19 protein-coding genes and 1 tRNA gene are annotated in these 19,320 nt (G+C 60.1%); 14 read left to right on the top strand and 6 right to left on the bottom strand.

The features are described from left to right. Positions 1-7 precede the first annotated feature (7 nt). From tolR to PCOSP_RS22900, 8 genes are all read left to right on the top strand, one after another. Positions 8-460, top strand: coding sequence for a protein TolR (gene tolR, locus PCOSP_RS22935; protein WP_161796096.1), 453 nt, complete (start codon positions 8-10; stop codon positions 458-460). Continuing rightward, positions 460-1,518, top strand: coding sequence for a cell envelope integrity protein TolA (tolA, locus tag PCOSP_RS22930; RefSeq protein WP_139645239.1), 1,059 nt, complete (start codon positions 460-462; stop codon positions 1,516-1,518). The genes tolR and tolA overlap by 1 nt, the downstream gene beginning before the upstream one ends. After that, complete coding sequence (tolB, locus tag PCOSP_RS22925) at positions 1,515-2,816, top strand: Tol-Pal system beta propeller repeat protein TolB (RefSeq protein ID WP_041021168.1); 1,302 nt, start codon at positions 1,515-1,517, stop codon at positions 2,814-2,816. Before tolA ends, tolB begins: the two co-directional genes overlap by 4 nt. Positions 2,817-2,868: 52 nt before the next feature. Beyond that, positions 2,869-3,369: a peptidoglycan-associated lipoprotein Pal gene (gene pal, locus PCOSP_RS22920; RefSeq protein WP_024779460.1), complete on the top strand. Its 501-nt coding sequence runs from the start codon at positions 2,869-2,871 to the stop codon at positions 3,367-3,369. 6 nt (positions 3,370-3,375) lie between these two features. Continuing rightward, positions 3,376-4,212, top strand: coding sequence for a tol-pal system protein YbgF (gene ybgF / locus PCOSP_RS22915; protein ID WP_464709568.1), 837 nt, complete (start codon positions 3,376-3,378; stop codon positions 4,210-4,212). 167 nt (positions 4,213-4,379) lie between these two features. Then, positions 4,380-5,027 carry a 7-carboxy-7-deazaguanine synthase QueE gene (gene queE, locus PCOSP_RS22910; protein WP_041021787.1) on the top strand — a complete coding sequence of 216 codons (648 nt, stop codon included), beginning with the start codon at positions 4,380-4,382 and terminating at the stop codon, positions 5,025-5,027. A gap of 19 nt (positions 5,028-5,046) precedes the next feature. Further along, on the top strand, positions 5,047-5,721 hold the full coding sequence (queC, locus tag PCOSP_RS22905) for a 7-cyano-7-deazaguanine synthase QueC (protein ID WP_464711993.1): 675 nt from the start codon (positions 5,047-5,049) through the stop codon (positions 5,719-5,721). Positions 5,722-5,784: 63 nt separating this feature from the next. Further along, positions 5,785-5,860: transfer RNA gene (locus PCOSP_RS22900), tRNA-Lys, on the top strand. Positions 5,861-5,979: 119 nt separating this feature from the next. On the opposite strand, the gene PCOSP_RS22895 is transcribed toward PCOSP_RS22900, so the two are convergent. Next, a complete protein-coding gene (locus PCOSP_RS22895) occupies positions 5,980-6,915 on the bottom strand; it encodes a LysR family transcriptional regulator (protein WP_175363049.1) in 936 nt (311 codons plus the stop codon). Positions 6,916-7,085: 170 nt separating this feature from the next. Between PCOSP_RS22895 and PCOSP_RS22890 the strand changes: the two genes are divergently transcribed. The 6 genes from PCOSP_RS22890 to PCOSP_RS22865 are packed head-to-tail and all read left to right on the top strand — an operon-like array spanning position 7,086 to position 13,987. Further along, the gene (locus PCOSP_RS22890; RefSeq protein WP_464709567.1) at positions 7,086-7,769 is read left to right on the top strand and encodes a thermostable hemolysin; all 684 of its coding nucleotides are present in this window, start codon (positions 7,086-7,088) and stop codon (positions 7,767-7,769) included. After that, positions 7,699-9,261, top strand: coding sequence for an AMP-binding protein (locus tag PCOSP_RS22885; RefSeq protein ID WP_139645248.1), 1,563 nt, complete (start codon positions 7,699-7,701; stop codon positions 9,259-9,261). The genes PCOSP_RS22890 and PCOSP_RS22885 overlap by 71 nt, the downstream gene beginning before the upstream one ends. Continuing rightward, entirely contained in the window at positions 9,236-10,117 is an 882-nt protein-coding gene (locus PCOSP_RS22880; RefSeq protein WP_139645250.1) for a TauD/TfdA family dioxygenase, read from the top strand. The genes PCOSP_RS22885 and PCOSP_RS22880 overlap by 26 nt, the downstream gene beginning before the upstream one ends. A 9-nt stretch (positions 10,118-10,126) precedes the next feature. Next, entirely contained in the window at positions 10,127-11,251 is a 1,125-nt protein-coding gene (locus PCOSP_RS22875) for an aminotransferase class III-fold pyridoxal phosphate-dependent enzyme (RefSeq protein WP_464709566.1), read from the top strand. Next, positions 11,229-12,569: an aspartate aminotransferase family protein gene (locus tag PCOSP_RS22870; RefSeq protein ID WP_139645254.1), complete on the top strand. Its 1,341-nt coding sequence runs from the start codon at positions 11,229-11,231 to the stop codon at positions 12,567-12,569. Before PCOSP_RS22875 ends, PCOSP_RS22870 begins: the two co-directional genes overlap by 23 nt. Before the next feature lie 2 nt (positions 12,570-12,571). Beyond that, positions 12,572-13,987 (top strand): amidase, encoded by a 1,416-nt coding sequence (locus PCOSP_RS22865; RefSeq protein ID WP_139645269.1) that lies wholly within the window; start codon positions 12,572-12,574, stop codon positions 13,985-13,987. A 43-nt stretch (positions 13,988-14,030) separates the two neighbouring features. Here the strand turns inward: PCOSP_RS22865 and PCOSP_RS22860 are convergent, their stop codons facing one another. The 5 genes from PCOSP_RS22860 to PCOSP_RS22840 all read right to left on the bottom strand — a co-directional run bounded on the left by PCOSP_RS22860 (position 14,031) and on the right by PCOSP_RS22840 (position 19,274). After that, positions 14,031-14,942, bottom strand: a complete 912-nt coding sequence (locus tag PCOSP_RS22860) for a DMT family transporter (protein WP_464711991.1) — start codon at positions 14,940-14,942, stop codon at positions 14,031-14,033. A gap of 129 nt (positions 14,943-15,071) precedes the next feature. Continuing rightward, positions 15,072-16,259, bottom strand: a complete 1,188-nt coding sequence (locus PCOSP_RS22855; protein WP_139645258.1) for a cyanate transporter — start codon at positions 16,257-16,259, stop codon at positions 15,072-15,074. Positions 16,260-17,032: 773 nt separating this feature from the next. Next, positions 17,033-17,959, bottom strand: a complete 927-nt coding sequence (copD, locus tag PCOSP_RS22850; protein WP_464709565.1) for a copper homeostasis membrane protein CopD — start codon at positions 17,957-17,959, stop codon at positions 17,033-17,035. Between the two features lies 1 nt (position 17,960). Then, entirely contained in the window at positions 17,961-18,347 is a 387-nt protein-coding gene (gene copC, locus PCOSP_RS22845; RefSeq protein WP_139647690.1) for a copper homeostasis periplasmic binding protein CopC, read from the bottom strand. Positions 18,348-18,404: 57 nt separating this feature from the next. Further along, positions 18,405-19,274: a copper resistance protein B gene (locus PCOSP_RS22840; protein ID WP_464709564.1), complete on the bottom strand. Its 870-nt coding sequence runs from the start codon at positions 19,272-19,274 to the stop codon at positions 18,405-18,407. Between the last annotated feature and the right edge of the window lie 46 nt (positions 19,275-19,320).

The following is a 19,320-nucleotide window of genomic DNA, read 5'->3' as shown; positions in this document are numbered from 1 at the left end:
GGCTTTAATCGCTCGAGCCCGAAACAAGCGCAAGCCGGTTGCCGAGATGAACGTGGTGCCCTACATCGACGTGATGCTGGTGCTGCTGGTCATCTTCATGGTGACCGCGCCGATGCTCAATCAGGGCGTGAAGGTCGATCTGCCCAAGGTTTCCAGCGAAGCCTTGCCGCAGGACAACAACACCCAGGTCCTGACCATTTCGATCAAGGCTGACAAGACCTACTACTGGAACCTTGGCAGCGAAGTCGATACCGAGAAGCAGCAGGACCGGGCCATGACCCTGCCCCAGATGACCGATGCGGTGACCAAGATCATTCGTGTCGGCAACGATGCCGGCAAGCGCACTCAGGTCTTCATTCGCGGCGACAAGACCGTCGACTACGGTGCCGTGATGGGCGCGATGGGCGGTCTGCAGAAAGCCGGAGTCGGTAATGTTGGCTTGATCACCGAGGCGCCCTGATGCAGCAACAGCGAGAGCCGTCCGCCTCGGAAAGCTACTTCTGGCCCAGTGTCCTGGCAATCGGCCTGCACGTGCTGGTGTTCGGCATGCTGTTCGTCAGTTTTGCCATGACGCCGGAGCTGCCGCCGGCCAAGCCGATCGTGCAGGCGACCCTTTATCAGCTCAAGTCGAAGAGCCAGGCCACTACTCAGACCAACCAGAAGCTGGCCGGCGAGGCGAAGAAGTCCGCTGCGCGGCAGACTGAAGTCGAGCAGATGGAGCAGAAGAAGGTCGAGCAGGAAGCGATAAAGGCGGCGGAACAAAAGAAAGAGGAAGCCGCTCAAAAGGCCGAAGAAGCGAAGAAGGCCGACGAGGCGAAAAAAGCTGACGAGGCCAAGAAAGCCGATGAGGCGAAAAAAGCCGAGGCCAAGAAGGCAGAAGAGAAACAATTGGCTGATATAGCCAAGAAGAAAGCCGAAGAAGAAGCCAAGAAAGCCGCTGAGGAAGAGGCCAAGAAAGCGGCCGCCGAAGAGGCCAAGAAGAAGATTGTCGAGGACGCGAAGAAGAAAGCGGCCGAAGACGCCAAGAAGAAAGCTGAAGCTGACGAGGCGAAAAAGAAAGTCGCCGAAGACGCGAAGAAGAAAGCCGCCGCCGACGCCGCCAAGAAAAAGGCCCAGGACGCAGCGCGCAAATCTGCCGAAGAGAAGAAGGCCCAGGCCTTGGCAGACCTGCTTTCCGACACGCCGCAGCGCCAGCAGGCCTTGGCCGATGAGCAAGGCGATGAAGTCGCCGGTAGCTTCGATGATCTGATTCGTGCCCGGGCGGCAGAGGGTTGGGCTCGTCCACCTTCGGCGCGCCAAGGCATGACGGTGGTATTGCAGATCGGCATGTTGCCGGATGGTACGGTGGCCTCGGTCAGCGTGGCCAAGTCCAGCGGCGATGGACCTTTCGATGCTTCGGCGGTTGCAGCGGTCAAGAACATTGGACGATTGACGGAAATGCAAGGAATGAAGTCGAGCGATTTCGCTCCCTATCGTTCATTCAAGATGACATTCACACCTGAGGATCTAGCCTTGTGAGAAACCTTCTTCGAGGAATGCTTGTCGTTATCTGCTGCCTGGCAGGGATAGCGGTGGCAGAGGAAAAGAACATTCTGGTCACCAGCGGCAGCGATCGGGCGACCCCGATCGCCGTCGTACCGTTCGGCTGGCAGGGCGGTAGCGTCCTGCCGGACGATATGGCGGAAATCATCGGCAACGACCTGCGCAACTCGGGTTACTACGCGCCGATTCCGAAGCAGAACATGATCAGCCTGCCCACCCAGGCCAGCGAAGTCATCTACCGTGACTGGAAGGCCCTGGGCGCCCAGTACATCATGGTTGGCAGCATCGTTCCGGCCGGCGGCCGCCTGCAGGTGCAATACGCCCTGTTCAACGTCGCCACCGAGCAGCAGGTGTTGACCGGCAGCGTGTCGGGCAGCACTGATCAACTGCGTGACATGGCGCACTACATCTCCGACCAGTCGTTCGAGAAACTCACCGGCATCAAGGGTGCATTCTCTACCCGCATGCTCTACGTGACGGCCGAACGTTTCTCCGAGAAAAACACCCGCTACACCCTGCAGCGCTCCGACTACGACGGCGCCCGCGCGGTCACCCTGCTGCAATCGCGCGAGCCGATCCTGTCGCCGCGTTTCGCTCCCGATGGCAAGCGCATCGCCTATGTGTCGTTCGAGCAGAAGCGTCCGCGCATCTTCGTGCAGCACATCGACACCGGTCGCCGCGAGCAGATCACCAACTTCGAAGGCCTGAACGGCGCGCCAGCCTGGTCGCCGGACGGTAACCGCCTGGCGTTCGTGCTATCCAAGGACGGTAACCCGGACATCTATGTGATGAACCTGGCCTCGCGTTCGATCTCCCGTGTCACCAACGGCCCGGGCATCAACACCGAACCGTTCTGGGGCAAGGATGGCTCGACCATCTACTTCACCTCCGACCGTGGTGGCAAGCCGCAGATCTACAAGACCAGTGCCGGTGGCGGCGGTGCCGAGCGCGTGACCTTCGTCGGTAACTACAACGCCAACCCTAAATTGTCGGCGGACGAGAAGACCCTGGTGATGATCCATCGCCAGGACGGTTTCACCAATTTCAAGGTGGCAGCCCAGGATATGCAGCGCGGTAGCGTAAAAATCCTCACTGATAGCACTCTGGACGAGTCACCTACTGTTGCGCCCAACGGCACCATGGTAATCTACGCCACCCGCCAGCAGGGCCGGGGAGTCTTGATGCTCGTGTCCATTAATGGACGCGTGAGGCTCCCGCTTCCTACCGCTCAAGGCGAAGTCAGAGAACCGTCCTGGTCCCCTTACCTGAACTGACGCGGCGCAATACGTTTTACTTAACACACTGGGGTTCATTAGGAGTTTCACGATGGAAATGCTGAAGTTTGGTAAATTTGCTGCGCTGGCTCTGGCCATGGCTGTAGCTGTAGGTTGCTCGTCCAAAGGCGGCGACAACGCCGGTGAAGGCGCTGTTGATCCGAACGCTGGTTACGGCGCTAACACCGGTGCAGTTGACGGCTCCATGAGCGAAGAAGCTGCTCTGCGCGCAATCACCACCTTCTACTTCGAATACGACAGCTCGGACCTGAAGCCAGAAGCCATGCGCGCTCTGGACGTTCACGCCAAAGACCTGAAAGCAAACGGCGCTCGCGTTGTTCTGGAAGGCAACACCGACGAACGTGGTACTCGTGAGTACAACATGGCACTGGGCGAGCGTCGTGCGAAAGCCGTTCAACGCTACCTGGTACTGCAAGGTGTTTCCCCAGCTCAGCTGGAACTGGTTTCCTACGGCGAAGAGCGTCCAGTTGCTACCGGCAACGACGAGCAGTCCTGGGCTCAAAACCGTCGCGTCGAACTGCGTAAGAACTGATTCGTCATGCGAACGTGCCGTCGTGCTGTAACTGTTCTGGCTCTCAGTCTCGCGCCGCTTGCGGTGTGGGCTGCGGTTCCTGTGGTCGATAACGATGCCGGCTATAACAATAGCGGGAGCAGTTATCCGCCTGCAGGTTACGGTACGAACGGCGCCTATGCCGGGGGAGGGGTTTCGGCCCCTGTCTCGGCACAGGGCGAGCTGTTCAACCAACTGCAGCAAATGCAGGATCAGCTTTCACGCCAACAAGGCGCGATTGAAGTTCTGCAAAACGAAGTATCGCGCATGAAGCAGGAAAACCTGGAGCGTTACCAGGATCTTGATCGGCGCATAGGAAGCGGTGTTGCACCTGCCGCGACTCCTGAGAATTCTCCTGCCGGTGGCGACTTGAACGCCCCCGGTACTGCCGCAGGCGCGGGCGCGGGGGCAAGCGCTCCGGCACCTGCCGCCAGTGGCGAACCGGCTGATCCGGCGAAGGAAAAGCTCTATTACGATGCTGCCTTCGACCTGATCAAGGCCAAGGATTTCGACAAGGCCAGCCAGGCCTTTGCCGCTTTCCTGCGCAAATACCCAAGCAGCCAGTACGCGGGCAATGCCCAATACTGGTTGGGTGAAGTGAACCTGGCCAAGGGCGACCTGCAGGGTGCCGGCCAGGCATTCGCCAAGGTGTCCCAGCTGTATCCCAAGCATGCCAAGGTGCCTGATTCGCTGTACAAGCTGGCTGATGTAGAACGCCGCTTGGGTCACACCGACAAGGTCAAAGGCATTCTGCAGCAGGTGGTCTCCCAGTATCCGGGAACTTCTGCCGCACAGCTGGCCCAGCGCGATCTGCAACGCATGTAAGCCGGTTTGACCCTGTAATGAAGAAACCCGCGCCTGTCGCGGGTTTTTTCGTTAGAATTCACGCCCTTTTTCTGAAACACGCTTTTTGGGGCCTGCGCGATGACGGGGTTCCTTGAAGTGCCTGACGGAGGCGGACGGCCTGTTTAGCTGTTACGCCCGTGGCGACTATGCAAGACACATTGAGAATTACCGAAGTTTTTTACTCGTTGCAGGGTGAAACGCGAACGGCCGGGCTGCCCACAGTATTTGTGCGCCTCACCGGTTGCCCGTTGCGTTGCCAATACTGCGACAGTGCCTACGCTTTCAGCGGCGGCACCCTGCGGACCCTCGACGACATCCTCGAGCAAGTCGCCGGCTATCGCCCGCGCTACGTCTGTGTTACCGGTGGCGAGCCACTGGCACAACCCAATGCCATTCCCTTGCTCAAGCAGCTGTGTGATGCAGGTTATGAAGTGTCGCTGGAAACCAGCGGCGCCCTGGATATCTCGGCCGTCGACCCGCGTGTCAGTCGCGTCGTGGACCTGAAAACCCCAGGGTCCAAGGAAGCGCATCGTAACCGCTACGAGAACATCGAACTGCTGACGCCCAACGATCAGGTCAAGTTCGTTATCTGTTCGCGGGAGGATTACGACTGGGCCGTGTCCAAGCTGATCCAATATGGGCTCGACAAGCGAGCCGGTGAGGTCCTGGTATCGCCAAGTCATCACGACTTGAATGCGCGGGATCTGGCGGACTGGGTGGTGGCGGATAACCTGCCGGTGCGCCTGCAATTGCAGTTGCATAAGTATCTTTGGAATGACGAGCCGGGGCGCTGATATGACTGAGCAGACGAGCATTGTAGAAAAACGAGCGGTCATCCTGTTGTCCGGTGGCTTGGATTCGGCCACGGTCGTGGCCATGGCCCGTGCCGAAGGTTATCGCTGCTACACCATGAGTTTCGACTACGGCCAGCGTCACCGCGCTGAACTGCACGCTGCCGAGCGAGTGGCTCGGGACCTGGGCGTGGTGGAGCACAAGGTGATTGGCTTGAACCTCAACGGCATCGGTGGTTCGGCCCTGACCGACAGCTCCATCGCTGTACCCGAAGCTCCGAGTGAAGGCATACCGGTGACCTACGTACCGGCGCGTAACACGGTATTCCTGTCCTTGGCGCTGGGTTGGGCCGAAGTGCTGGAAGCTCGTGACATTTTCATCGGCGTCAATGCGGTGGATTATTCCGGCTACCCGGACTGCCGTCCTGAGTTCGTCGAAGCTTTCGAGCGCATGGCCAACCTGGCGACCAAGGCCGGCGTGGAAGGGCAAGGCTTCCGCATCCAGGCGCCGCTGCAAAATCTCAGCAAGGCCGATATCGTCAGGGCTGGTGTGAAGCTCGGTGTGAACTATGGATTGACCGTTTCCTGCTACCAGGCCGACGATCAGGGCCGCGCCTGTGGCAAATGCGACAGCTGCCGCCTGCGTGCCGAAGGCTTTGCCTCAGCGGGTGTGAGCGATCCAACCCCTTATTTTTGATTTATTTCAAATTAGGTGTTGAATAGTCCTTAGAAATCAGTATTATACGCGCCACCACACAGCGGGTCGTTAGCTCAGTTGGTAGAGCAGTTGGCTTTTAACCAATTGGTCGTAGGTTCGAATCCCACACGACCCACCATTTTTGCTGTTTTAAAAGTCTGGAAGGCCCACGAAAGTGAGGATTTCCGGATTTTTTTTTGCCTGTAGGAAAGCTCCAGGCCGGGAACCACGCGAAGATACGCGCGGTTCCCGGCCGGCTTAGAGCAAGCCGTCCTCGGCGCAGACCTTCACGATCTGCTCGCGAAACCAGACGTTGGCGTTGTCCTGGCCGGGTTTCTCGCTCCACATCATATCCAGCGTAAAGTTCGGTAATCCGGCTGGCGGGTTGCGGTGGCTGAATTTGGCCTCATCGCAGGTCAGTGCCTGAATGCGTCGGGGCAGGGTCAGCACGAAGTCGGTCCCGGTGACCATATTGAGCGCCGCCACGTAGCTGTTGGCTCGGGCGACGATCTGCCGGCTATAGCCCTGTCGGGCCAGCCAGCCATCAATCATGTTGGTGTCGGAGGTCCAGGGCGTCGGGAAAACATGCTGGCACGCGACGAATGTTTCCAGGCTGAGGGCCTCGTCCGGCAAGTTGGCGTTTCTGTCGACTACGCAGACTAATTCATCTTCCAGTAATACTTGCGAGCGCAAGCCCTTGGCGCTGCGATGAAAGTTGGGGCCGAAACAAATCACTAGATCGAAGCGACCATCCGTCAGTTCGTCAACAGGAATATCCTTGTGAAATTTCGTTATATTGATGATGACTGGGAATTGGCTGCCAATAAAACGCTTGACCAACTTGGGCAGGATCAATAATTCGAAATATTCCGGTGCACAAATATTGAAGGTTATTTCTTTCTGTGTGGGATCGAAGGTTTGAATGCCGGAATGGCAAATATTAATAGTCTGAAGAATCTTGACGATATGACTGTACATCGCGGTGGCCTTGTTGGTTGGACGCATTCCACTGCGGGTATTAATGAATAATTCATCTTCGAAGCTGGTGCGCAGCTTCTTCAAGCAGTAGCTCACGGTTGACTGGCTGACGCAGAGGGCTTCGGATACCTCTGTGACGCTGCTCTGCTCGTACACCGCAACGAACACCATCAAGTCCTGCATGTCCAGCTTTCTAAGCAAATTGCTATTGAGCATAAGATCCTTCTTGGCACAATCCATGGGCTAGCGTCTCTGGTTTTTATGACAAAGACGTTTATTTATATATTAGCGGATGCAATTTATTTTTTAAATGGCTTGTAGGATTTTTCTTAAATATGCTCGCCTCGCTTTTATAGACATCCTGCACAGGGACGGAGGAGGACGAAATGCAAATACGTGTCGCGGAAACTAAAACGCCATTATGGGTACAGGCCACAGAGGTAGTAAAAGACAAGTTTCGAAGTTCTTACGCGGCTTCGGTAGAACCGAATCCACAATACTTTGCGGTCACTCAGGACCAGGAAGATCGCATACTCGCGTGTGCCGGTATTACTTTTGCGGATCACCGCATTCTCTTTTCCGAACAATACCTGACACAACCGATTGAGGAGATCCTGTCCCAGCGTTTCGAGAAAACCATCGAGCGTTCGAACATTGTCGAGATCGGCAATCTGATTTCCCATCATCTCACAGCGGGAATGATTCTCGTTAATATGATTCCGTTGTTGTCCTGGTGCATGGGTGGGCATTACCTGTTGTGCACTGTTACGCCTCGGGTCCGGCAAATGATGGAAAGTTGCCAGATCGATTTCGAGCCGCTGTTGACCGCCGACCCCACCCGCCTGGCCGACGATAGCGGCAAGAACTGGGGACCTATTACGCCAAGAAGCCGGTTACCGGTTTCATCCGGGTCGATCCTAAGCGCTCACGTTTCGCCGCCACGACGCTCAACACCTCGTTCACACAATTGCCCGGTGAAACCCTGGCGAGGGCGCAGCCATGAGCGGTGGTTTTATCAATCTGCTGAAACAGGCACTGCAGGACAACCGCCAGGCGGTATGTGCGGTTGACTGGACGTCGGGCACAGAGTCTGTGGCGCTGACCTACGGCGAACTGGAGCACCGGGCGCTTAATCTGGCTGCTGAGCTGCAACGACGTTTCGCAACGCCGGCCCACGGCGATCAAGTGGTGCTGGGGATTGCGACGCGCAACAGCAGCGACTGGCTGGTGGCCGACCTGGCGTGCCTGTTTGCCGGGATTACCGCCTTGCCGTTGCCGCTGGCGTTCAGTCAGTCCCAGGCCGAGCATCTGGCCGAGCGTTGCGACGGATTTCTGGTGGATGCCGCCGGGCAGCGAACACTGGCGCAACGCTGGAAGCTGAATTTCCCTGATAGCCGCCTGCGCCGTCTCAGTGAGCCAGTGATCGAGCAGCCGCTGGCACACACACCGGACGCAGAGGGTGACTGGATCTGCAAGATCATTCATACCTCGGGCACCACCAGCCGGCCGAAAGGCGTGCGCTTGAGCAATCACGCGGTTGGCGCGGTGCTGACGTCGTTGCGCGAACGCATGCCGGTCAATGCCCATCGTCGGTATCTGTCGCTGGTACCTTTGAGCTTGTTGCTTGAACAGGTGACCGCCGCTTACCTGCCGCTCCTGGCCGGTGGGACCGTGCATTTCCTGCCGCCGAGCGAAGCATTGCTCGGCGAGCCTGGGGCTTCGCCGCAGCGTCTGGTCGACTGGATCCTGCAGGTCCAGCCGACGGCCCTGACGGTGCCGCCAGTCATGATCAATCGCTTCCTGGAACAATTGAACGATGGCGGCGAGGCGGGGGCGCGGCTGGCAAGTTACCTGAAGTCCGGGGCTCACATCACCTGCGGCGGCGCGGCGGTGAGTATCGATGCCCTGCACGATCTGGCCGAGCAAGGTATCGAGGTATACCAGGGCTACGGACTGTCGGAAAACGCCTCGGTGGTCAGCATGAACACCTTTGAAGAGCAGCGCTTAGGCAGCGTCGGCAAGCCGCTTCCCCATGTTCAGGTACGGATCGGCGCCGACCAGACCATCGAGGTCAAGAGCAGTTCTCTGTTCAGCGGTTACTCGGGGACGGACCCCAGCGCGTGCTCCATGTCGGATGACGGCTGGATGGACACCGGGGACCTGGGGATGCTCGACGAAGACGGCTACCTCTACGTGCATGGCCGCAAGAAGAACGTGATCTGCCTGCCCAACGGCCGCAATGTCAGCCCCGAGCAGGTCGAGCTGGAGTATCGCAAATACCCGGGCGTGAACGACGCCGCGGTGTTCTTCGATGAGCAGCACGGTCTTGTGGCGTTGCTGTGTGTCGAGTCGACGCCGGCCAGGGATGAACTGATTAGCTGGTCGACTGGCCGTTTCTCCGACATCGAACGACCGAACCGGCTCTGGTTGTTGGCCAAGGACGATCCGTTGATCGAACAACTCTACACCGTCACCGGCCGACCGAAACGCGCCGATATCGCCACTGTTTTTTCCACTCTGCAAGGGAACGCATCCAATGAGCACACCTGCCTTTCACTTTGAAAACCCGGACGTCTCCATCGTCGAGTCGCACCACTTCGCCAGCCTGGGCAAGGCCGAGTTGTATGAGCTGCTGGGACACTACGGTGTCGTGCTGTTTCGCAACTGTATCCACAACGCCGAGGCGTTCAGCGCCTACGTCAAGCAAAACAGTTCCCGGCTGAGCCTGGACCCTGCACGGGTCATGGTCGGTGGTGCCGCGCAGTTGGTGGATGCCGGACATCAGGCGGTCGGCCTGCATTGCGAAAACGGCAATTCACCGTTCTGGCCGGACATGACCTGGTTCTATTGCCAGGAAGCGCCGCGCAAGGGTTCGCAAACCACGATCTGCGACGGTGAGAAAGTGCTGGCGAGGCTGTCCCCGGGCTGCCGCAGCTTCTTCGAAAACAACCCTATTCGCTACAGCCGCACCGTGGCGGGGGAAAAGTGGCGCCGGCTGGTTTGTCATTATTCGCCGACTCTGTCGAACCCGGCAGACGTGGTCATCGAGGATCTGTTGCAGATCATTGGCAATGACCCGCAGACGCAGATTTCCTTCAACCCGGCCGATGACTCGATGCACTACGCCTTCAGCACGCCGGCGATCCTTACCTCTGCGTTCAGCCAGCGCCCGGCGTTTGCGAACAGCATCCTGGGGCCTTCGTTCAACTACGAGGCGCCGGTGATCGATACGGTGGATGGGCAGGTGATTCCCGCCGAGTTCCTGGCCGAAATCGCCGAAGTCTCCGCCCAGTACACCGTTCCGGTGGGTTGGCGTGACCATGACGTGGTCATGATCGATAACCGTCGGGTCATGCACGGTCGTGAAACCATCGTCGATGAACGTCGACGCATTTTCAATGCGCTGAGCTATCGCTGAGAGGGTGCCATGAATAACGATAAATATATTATTGGCGGGCAGTACGAGACGTACCTCGACGGCGATGGTCGGCAGATCATCGACCTGACCGGCGGGTTTGGCTTCCAGGTGCCAGCGGTGATCGATGCGGTCACCCGTCAGGCGCAGATCATGGGCTTGTCCAACCGGGTACTGATGTCTGCACCGCTGATTGCCTTGTGCCGCCATCTGGCCGAGCTGCTGCCTGAGCCGTTGGTCAGTTCCTATGTGTGCAGTTCCGGTGATGAAGCGTTCGAGGGCGCCTTGAAGTTATGCAAGGGGCTCAAGCCGAAGGGCAACACCATCGTGTTTATCCATGGGGGTGATTACGGCTCACTGACCTACGGGCGTTGCCTCAACGCCGCGCAGGGCGACCTGGATGTGCAACATTTCCAGGGCTTCAAGCGCGTGGCGATTCGTCATCTCGCGGACTTGGACTCGGTGGACTGGAGTGATTGCTTCGCGGTCTGCCACAGCAGTACCCGTCTCGATGCGAACGGTCGATTGCAAATGCTCGAACCGGCCCTGGTCGAGCGCTTGCATGCCCGTGCGGCGCAAGCCTCGGTGCCGGTGATCGCGGTGGATACCCAGACCTGCCTCGGCAGCCTGGGCACGCTGTTCGGTTTCCAGCGCTATCGTTGTGTCCCGGACATTGTCGTGCTCGGCGGAGCGCTGGGGGGCAGTGCGATTCCCATCGGCACCTATACCTGTAGCGAGCGCATGGCCTGGCAGGTCTATGGACGCAGCAGCCCGGCCAAGCATGGCAGCACCACGGCCGGTAATCCGATGGCCTGCGTGGGGGCCTTGGCCGCGCTGGATTATGTGCAGGCCCACGACTCGCCCCGCCAATGCCTGGAAAACGGTCAGCGACTGGCGCAGACCCTGGCGTCGTTCGGCGCCGTGGCCGAGGGCGGCTGGGTCAGCCTGCCGCTGGCCGATGACCTGCAGCCGAGTGTGCTGTGCGAGGCCCTTTACCAGCGAGGCATCTATGTCAGTGTGCCCCGTGGCCGCGAATTGATCTTGCGTTGCCCGATCACCGCTCGCCCCGAACACGTTCAACGTGCCGCAAACCTCATCAAGGAGACCCTAAGCCATGTCCTTACTCAGGCCGCATGAACAACTGCTGGATGATTGCCAGCGGTACTGGAGCGCCTCGGCGGCCAAGCTCTATCGCCTGGGCAAGACCAGCGTCGAGCAACAGGCCGATGGCATTCACGTCACCGACCACACCGGCAAGCGCTTTATCGACTGTGCGTGCAGCTACGGCGTGTTCATCGTCGGCCATCGCAACCCGATGGTCCGCGAGCAGGTGCAAGCGCAACTGAACCAGATGGCCTGGGTACCGGAGGGTCGGCGTCATCCGCTCCAGGACAAATTGACTGAACGTCTGTGCCAACTGGTGCCGGGGGAGTGGGGGGACGTGCAGTACATGGTCTCTGGGGCCGAGGCCATCGAGCAGAGCCTGCGCTATGCGTTGCGTATCCAACCACACCGGCGCGGGATCGTGGTGATGAGCGGCTCCTACCACGGCAAAACCCTGGCGGCGATGAGCATCCTGGGGCAACGACAAAACCACAGCAGCTATGGCATCGCAGCGCCCTACGTGACCCATGTGCCCTACGGTGATTTTGCGGCCCTGCAAAAGGCCGTCGGCGAGGGCGTGTGCGCGGTGTATGTCGAACCGATCCTGGGCGGCGCGCACCTGCAGGTGCCACCGCTGGGCTACATGGCCAATCTGCGGGCCTTGTGCGATGCCACCGGAACCCTATTGGTGGCGGATGAGATCCAGACCGGTTTCGGTCGCTGCGGCAAATGGTTCGCCGTGCAATATGACGACGTGGTGCCCGACATCATGATCCTCTCCAAGGGCCTGACCGGCGGCTACACCTCGTTTGCCTGCGCCATGTACAGCAAGCGCCTGGCGACGCAGTTCCCGCTCAGTGAAATCGAGCCTGATACGCGCACCAATGGCGGGCATCCGGTGGCGTGCGCCTCGGCGCTGGCGGCCATCGATTACATCGAGCAGAACAACCTGGTGGAGCAGTCACAGATCAACGGCGGCTTGCTGCGCCACGGTCTGCAACGCCTGGCACTGCGCTATCCGCACATCGTCGAGGACGTGCCGGGGGTGGGACTGATGACGGGGTTGCGCTTGCGCGGTTCGGTCTATGAGGCCCTGATGAGCATGGAGCTGAGCAAGCGCGGCATTCATGCCGGCCATTCGATGAATGAAAAGGCCAAGCGTCCGGTGCTGCGCTTTTACCCACCGTTGAACATCTCGCCCGATGCGTTGCGCCATGTCCTGGCAATGATCGAAGAGGCCCTGGAGGCCATCGACCGGCGGCCGAAGCTGGCGGTCAAGGCATTCTCCCTGGTGGTGCGCAACATGTACCAGTTGCCCAACAAGTGGCTGCGCAGCAAGGAGGCGTCGTGAATATGTTCAACCCCGACTCGCTGACCCTGCGGGAAATGGCTGGTCTGTTGCGACGTGGCGTGCTGACCAGCGTCACGCTGCTGGAGTTCTACCTGCAGCGGATCGCCGAGCGTAATCGGCAGATCAATGCACTGATCCAACTGGCGCCCGTGGAGGATTTGCGGCGCCAGGCCCGCGAAGCCGATGAGATGGCGCGCGTCGGCCAGATCAGTGGTCCGCTGCACGGTATTCCCATCACCATCAAGGACGTCCTCCACGTCCAGGGATTCAAGATGTCCCGAGGGCTGGAGGAGTTGCTGGGCGACGTCAGCCAGCAGGACGCCACGGCCGTCGCCCGGCTTCGGCAGGCCGGGGCGATCATCTTGGGCATCAGTAATGTGCCTGAGCTGTGCATGGCCTTCGAGACCGAAAACCTGATCTATGGCCGCACCCTCAATCCCCATGACTTGCAACGCTCCGCCGGCGGCAGCAGTGGTGGTGAGGCGGCGGCGATCGCCGCCGGGTGTTCGCCCGCCGGGCTGGCCTCCGATGCCTGTGGCAGTGTGCGGATACCCGCGCACTTCAACGGCATTTGCGGCTTGAAACTGACCCAGGGCCGGGTGCCATTAACCGGCCAGTTTCCCAACGACCGCTCCGGTTTGTTTCACATGACCTCGGCTTTTGGCGTGATGGGGCGCTACGTCGATGACCTGGCGTTGCTCGGGCCCCTGATCAGCGGTGCCGACGGACAGGATCCAGACACCGTCGACGTGCCGTTTGCGGAAAGTGAGCCGCTGGCCAGCCTGCGGGTCGCACTGTTTTCGGAGTCGGACCGCACGCCCGTCAGTGCCGGGGTGAGCGAGGTATTGCAGCAGGTCGAACGGTGCCTGAGTCAGGTCGTGGCGCAGGTGAGTCCGGTGGCACCGCCGATGCTCGAGGAGGCCTGCGATGTGCTATGGCGGGTGTTCATCACCGGTGCTGACGCCGGGCGCGGCTGGCGACAGCTGTTCGAGTCGATGAACAAGCGCCGTTTCACCCCGGCCATCGCCCAGTTGCTGGACATGAGCGAAGCGGCGGAATTGACCGTGGACGAAGTCAAGCGCGACTGGATCGCGATCGACACATTCCGCTATCAACTGGCGAAGTTCTTCAAGCAACACGACCTGTTCATCTGCCCGGTATTTCCGGACGTTGCGTTCCGTCATGGAGAATCCCTGGAGGATCGCAACCGCTATGCCTTCGTGTTCCCGTTCAGTCTCAGCGGTTCACCGGCGGTGGTGATCCGCGCCGGAACCGATGAGGCCACAGGAATGCCCATCGGCATCCAGATTGTCGGGCCGCACTGGCAGGAGGAGCGGTTGCTGGCAGTGGCGGCTTTCCTTGAACGGGAACTGGAGCGCTGGAGCCCGGTTGCACCTCGTTCGGCGTCGGCGTACTAGCGTTGCATGTACGTCGCGCCAGCGTACAAAGCCTGGGGCGATTTCAAGCCGTAACGGTTCTGGCATTGCGGCTTGAAATCACCAGCGCCAGCATCCCCAGGCCTACCAGCCCGGCACCGATGATTTCGAGCGCCATCGGTTGCTGCCTGAGCCAGAACCAGTTGAGCAGCGTCACAAACAGGGTGTTGAGGTATACGTAGGAAATCACTGTGGAGGGTGCGATCACCCCGATGGCCCGGTGCAACAGCCAGAACGTGGCAAGGGTGCCGAACAGGGCCAGGTACACCAGCCAGCCGATATCCAGCATCGACAATTGCAGGCCGCTGCGCCAGCCGCCGCTGAACAGGCAGAACACCAAGAGAAACAGTGAGCCGAACAGCATGTTCCAGAACGTCATCGCCACCGGATCTCGCCCCTTGAGTGCCTTGGCCTTGAATCGTTGACTAAGGGGCGAGTACAGCGCCATCGCCACACAACCGGCACTGAAGACCAGCACCGGATAAAGCGCCGGCATCTGCCCCGGCACTGCACCCTTGAGCGTCAGCAATACGGCGCCGGCCGCCGCGATCAGCATGGGCAGCAGGCGGCTCTTGAGGTTTGGACTGGGCAGCAGGAACACTTCGAAGAACAAGGTCATCAATGGCACCAGTGTGTACAGCGTCGCGGTATTGACCGCCGAGGTGTAGCGCAAAGCCTCGAACAACGAACCAAAATAGGTCGCCAGCAACAGGCCGAGCACTGCGTGGGCCAGCAACCCTTTGGCAGTGATGGGCGAGGTGTTTTTCAGCAACAACAGCGGCAGGAACAGCAAGGCTGAAAACAGCAGCCGCAAGCCCGTGAGCAGAATCGGGTCGATCGAATGGCTGACCTGAGCCGCTGCGAAGAACGACGAGGCGATCAGCATTGCCCAGATAAGCATGCCCCAGTGAGCGGCTGCAAAACCGACGTGTTTCATCAAGGTCTTATTCCTGTGTTCGAGAACTGGAACGTCATGATGGGCAAATCCGTCGGCCGTCATGGGTAGGTGGATAAAGACAGGGCCGCATTCATTGCGGCCCTTTTTTCAGCGACGCGACCGGTTCCGCTAGCTGATGTGCCGCGCGTACTGCTTGGGATTGAAGCGCAACACCATCAGGATCATCAGTGCCATGACCGCAGTGAGCGACCACCAGGCCCATTCGAAGCTGCCCAATTGATCGCGGATCATCCCGGCGATCAAGGGTGAAAGCCCAGCGATCAGATAGCCGATGCCTTGCACGAACGCCGTCAGGCCACCGGCCCGGCGTGGGTTGTCCAGGTGGTCGAGGGATACGATCAGGCTCATCGGGAACAGGCCGCCGATACCCAGTCCCAGCAGGCAGGGCCACAGTAGGCTGAAGCGTTCAGGGCTGAGGATCAGGCCGCAGAAACCGCCCATGATCAGGGCCAGCAGGACGGCCAGCACCAGGCGCTTGTCCTGGCTGCGGTTGGCGATTGCAGGGGTGACGAGGCCCGATAGCACTTCCATCGCCGTGAGGAACCCCAGCAACAGGCCCGCGTGCTGTTCGCTCCAACCTTTTTCCACGTAGTACGGTGCCAGCCAGGCCAATACGCAGGTATAGGACGCGGTGCCCAGGCCAAAGAAAATCGCCAGCAACCAGGCCCGGCCATTGGCGAAGAACGACTCCTTGTTCTGGCTCGGGGCTTCGGGTAACGGTGTGACGGCCGAGCGCTGGGCGTACCAGCAACCCAGGGCAACCAGCGCCAGCACCGCCCAGATCGCCAGGCCGATACGCCAGCTGCCGGTCTGTGTCAGGACGAAGGGGGAAAATGATGCCGCCAGTGCTGCGCCGCCCATGATCGAGGTGACATACAACCCCATGAACAGCGAGACATTGTCGCTGAAACGCGATTTGATCAGCGCCGGCATCACCGCCTGAATCAGTGCGATCCCGACCCCGGCCACCACGGCGCTGATAATCAGCTCGGCGGCGCTGTCCAGATACAGGCGCGACGCCGTGGCGATGCCAATGATCAGCAGCGAGAGCACGATGGTGCGGTGTTCACCGATGCGCAGCGCAATGCGCATGCCCAGGAACATCGCCAGGCCCATGGCCATGACCGGTAGCATGGTCAGCAGCGAGGCGGTGCTGAAACTCAACGGCACCTCGCCGCGAATGGCTGACAACAACGGTCCCACCGCCGCCATCGAAGGTCGCAGGTTCAGCGCCACCAACACCACACTGACCATCAGCCAGACGGCGTGGGTGCTTGAAGTTCGAACATTTTCCATAACGGAGCCTTGGCTGATAAAAATGCCATTTAGGCCGGGAAACGAGGGCAGGGGCAAACTGAAAACTGGGCAGGAATATTGAAAGATTAAATGCTCATCAACCCTGTGGGAGCGAGCCTGCTCGCGATAGCGGTGGTAAGGCCAACATTGCCGCAAGCTGACCCACCGCCATCGCGAGCAGGCTCGCTCCCACATTGGAGTCGGGTGTAGGCAGCATTTGCCTACGCCAGCAGACCCTGTGGGAGCCGGGCTTGCCCGCGAAGACGGCGGCACAGTCAACATTGCCACAAGCAGACCCACCGCTATCGCGAGCAGGCTCGCTCCCACATTGATTCCGGGTGTATGCAGTATTTGCCTACGCCAGCAGACCCTGTGGGAGCCGGGCTTGCCCGCGAAGACGGCGGCACAGTCAACATTGCCGCAAGCAGACCCACCGCTATCGCGAGCAGGCTCGCTCCCACATGGATTCCGGGTGTATGCAGTATTTGCCTGCGCCAGCAGACCCTGTGGGAGCCGGGCTTGCCCGCGAAGACGGCGGCACAGTCAACATTGCCGCAAGCAGACCCACCGCCATCGCGAGCAGGCTCGCTCCCACATTGGAGTCGGGTGTAGGCAGCATTTGCCTACGCCAGCAGACCCTGTGGGAGCCGGGCTTGCCCGCGAAGACGGCGGCACAGTCAACATTGCCGCAAGCAGACCCACCGCTATCGCGAGCAGGCTTGCTCCCACATTGGATTCGGGGCGTACGCAGAATTTGCAGACTCCCACACCTGCTATTCCATGGCCGGACTCAGCGTACCCAGCCAGGCCACCAAAGCGAGGATGACCGCCGCTACAGAGAACTCAAGGATCATGCTGCGCCGCAACGCCCTCACGGCGACACTGTGTTCGCCGGTTTGCCTGGCCAGTTCCAGCTGCGGGCTCAGGTGAAAACGGTTCAGTGCGGCGAACACCAGCATGGCCGCAAACAGGACGAGTTTGAGTGTCAGCAATTGACCGTAGGCACTGTCGAACAGCCCGTCGATACTCGGGCCGACGATGAACAGATAGTTCATCACGCCGGTCACGCTGATAATCAGCACGATCACCGCGCCGGCGTTTTCAAAGCCGGTCAGGGTCCGAGACAGCACCGGCAATCGGTGTTCGGCCTGGCGAAGCAGCAGCACAAACGCCGCCAGGGCACCGACCCAGGCACCCGCTGCCCACAGGTGCAAAAAGTCAGTGATGAAGTGCCAGCTCCGTCGTTCGCCTTCGTCCATGGCGCCATGGCCGGCCCAGGCCAGTGTCGCAAGGGCCACGCCTGCGGCCAGCGTGCCCAGCCACAGGCTGGCGCTCGGCCAGCGCTTACTTTGCGTCGCGGCGACAATGGTCAGCATCAATGCCAGTATCCGCAGGCTCCAGCTTGAGCCCATGTCAGTCTCCAACACCATCATTTCAACGTGTGGCTGTAACTCGGCCCAGTCCGTAACGCCGCTCATGGCCCAGACCATGCAGAGCATGCCGGCGACGGACAGCAGCACGCCGATGATGGCCGTGCTCGCCAGGAGCCTTGCGAAAGGCAACACCTCACCCGACTTTCGTTCCTGGCCCCGCAGACCATAAAGGCCGAAAGCCGCCAGGCCGAACAGTAGCATCAGATCCAGATAGAGGGCCAGGCGTAGAGCGATGTTGATCAGCGCTATGTCGATCGAGTCGCTCAACTCACTTCACCTTGAATGTGACGTTGCCGGTGATCGGGTGAGTATCGGACGATACCGCGCGCCATTGGACCTGATAGGTGCCCGACGTGAGCGGGGTATTGGGGACGATGACCATGGTCTTGGGGTCTTCGCTGCCCGACACCTTGGCCGGCATGGGCATCGGCGAATGGGCCGACATGCCGGGCATCTCGGTCATCAGCAGCTTGGCGCCGGAGAACTTGGTCATCAGGTTCTCGGAAAAGTGCAGTTCGATTTTCTCAGGTGCCGATCCCTGCGAACCTTCGGCAGGGGTGGTGGACAGCAGCTTGGGGTGTGCCTGGGTCAGGCCGCTGCTCAGCAGGCCGGTGGACAACGCGACGGTGATCACAGCGTTTTTGATGAATGACATGCAAGGACTCCTACAACGGTTTTCTAGTTTTTTGGGGAATGGAGGGGGCTCAACCCGTTAGAACCACATACGCACGCCCAGGACCAGGCGTGCCTCGCTACGGTCATCGCCTTCTTCGCGAGCGTAGTCGGCGGTATTGCCATAGGTGCGGTTCCAGGTGACGCCGATGTAAGGGGCGAATTCGCGACGAATTTCATAACGCAGCCGCAGGCCCAGCTCGGTGTCCGATAGCCCTGAACCCACCGCGCGCTCGGGATCGTTCTTGCCGTAGAAGTTGGCTTCGGCGGTGGGCTGGAGGATCAGGCGGTTGGTCAACAGGATGTCGTAGTCGCCCTCCAGGCGCACGGCGCTCTGGCCGTTCTCACCGAGGTATGCCGTGGCCTGGGTTTCGAAGTTGTACAGCGCCATGCCCTGGATGCCCAAGGCAGCCCAGGTTTGCGGTTCGTCCGGCTTGAAGTCCTGGCGCACGCCGGCCACCACGTCCCACCAGGGGCTGATGGCGTGGCCCCAGAGGGCCTGGAGTTCGGCTTCTTCGGTCTTGCCGTTGGTGCGTTCGCCTTCGGTGCGCAGCCACAACCGGTCGATGTCGCCGCCGATCCAGCCGGAGGCGTCCCAACTCAGGGCGCTGCCCTTATCGGCGTCTTGCCATTCCAACTGATTGATCAGAAAGAAGGAGTTGAGCGCGCTGTCATTCATCATGTGGCTGCCGTGGTCCTCATAGACCGCTGCGCGATCGGCGGCGGTCAGTTCGGGGATCGGCGTGCGACTGGTGGTGGGGGGCGGCTCCATCGACTGCATGCCCTGCATGGAATCCAATCCTTGCATCTGGCCATGGTCCATGCCCTGCATCTTGCTGTGATCCATGCCTTGCATAGCGTTGCCGGCTGCCCAGGCAGGCGTGGCCATGCCTTGTGCCAGGCCGGCCATGATCATCATCGACAGGAGGGGGATTGAATGTGTCGGGTCATGGTTC

The organism is Pseudomonas sp. MAFF 730105, from assembly GCF_055380705.1.
Note: the sequence above shows the minus strand (reverse complement) of the source record. Positions and strands in the feature narration are given on the sequence as shown.

Bases quoted from the DNA above. Each gene is read 5' to 3' on its own strand.
- copC (WP_139647690.1), bottom strand. From the start codon at position 18,347: ATGTCATTCATCAAAAACGCTGTGATCACCGTCGCGTTGTCCACCGGC.
- PCOSP_RS22865 (WP_139645269.1), top strand. From the start codon at position 12,572: ATGTTCAACCCCGACTCGCTGACCCTGCGGGAAATGGCTGGTCTGTTG.
- PCOSP_RS22895 (WP_175363049.1), bottom strand. From the start codon at position 6,915: ATGCTCAATAGCAATTTGCTTAGAAAGCTGGACATGCAGGACTTGATG.
- PCOSP_RS22885 (WP_139645248.1), top strand. From the start codon at position 7,699: ATGAGCGGTGGTTTTATCAATCTGCTGAAACAGGCACTGCAGGACAAC.
- PCOSP_RS22890 (WP_464709567.1), top strand. From the start codon at position 7,086: ATGCAAATACGTGTCGCGGAAACTAAAACGCCATTATGGGTACAGGCC.
- PCOSP_RS22875 (WP_464709566.1), top strand. From the start codon at position 10,127: ATGAATAACGATAAATATATTATTGGCGGGCAGTACGAGACGTACCTC.
- tolA (WP_139645239.1), top strand. From the start codon at position 460: ATGCAGCAACAGCGAGAGCCGTCCGCCTCGGAAAGCTACTTCTGGCCC.
- PCOSP_RS22870 (WP_139645254.1), top strand. From the start codon at position 11,229: ATGTCCTTACTCAGGCCGCATGAACAACTGCTGGATGATTGCCAGCGG.
- pal (WP_024779460.1), top strand. From the start codon at position 2,869: ATGGAAATGCTGAAGTTTGGTAAATTTGCTGCGCTGGCTCTGGCCATG.
- queE (WP_041021787.1), top strand. From the start codon at position 4,380: ATGCAAGACACATTGAGAATTACCGAAGTTTTTTACTCGTTGCAGGGT.
- PCOSP_RS22840 (WP_464709564.1), bottom strand. From the start codon at position 19,274: ATGGCCGGCCTGGCACAAGGCATGGCCACGCCTGCCTGGGCAGCCGGC.
- ybgF (WP_464709568.1), top strand. From the start codon at position 3,376: ATGCGAACGTGCCGTCGTGCTGTAACTGTTCTGGCTCTCAGTCTCGCG.
- PCOSP_RS22880 (WP_139645250.1), top strand. From the start codon at position 9,236: ATGAGCACACCTGCCTTTCACTTTGAAAACCCGGACGTCTCCATCGTC.
- PCOSP_RS22855 (WP_139645258.1), bottom strand. From the start codon at position 16,259: ATGGAAAATGTTCGAACTTCAAGCACCCACGCCGTCTGGCTGATGGTC.
- PCOSP_RS22860 (WP_464711991.1), bottom strand. From the start codon at position 14,942: ATGAAACACGTCGGTTTTGCAGCCGCTCACTGGGGCATGCTTATCTGG.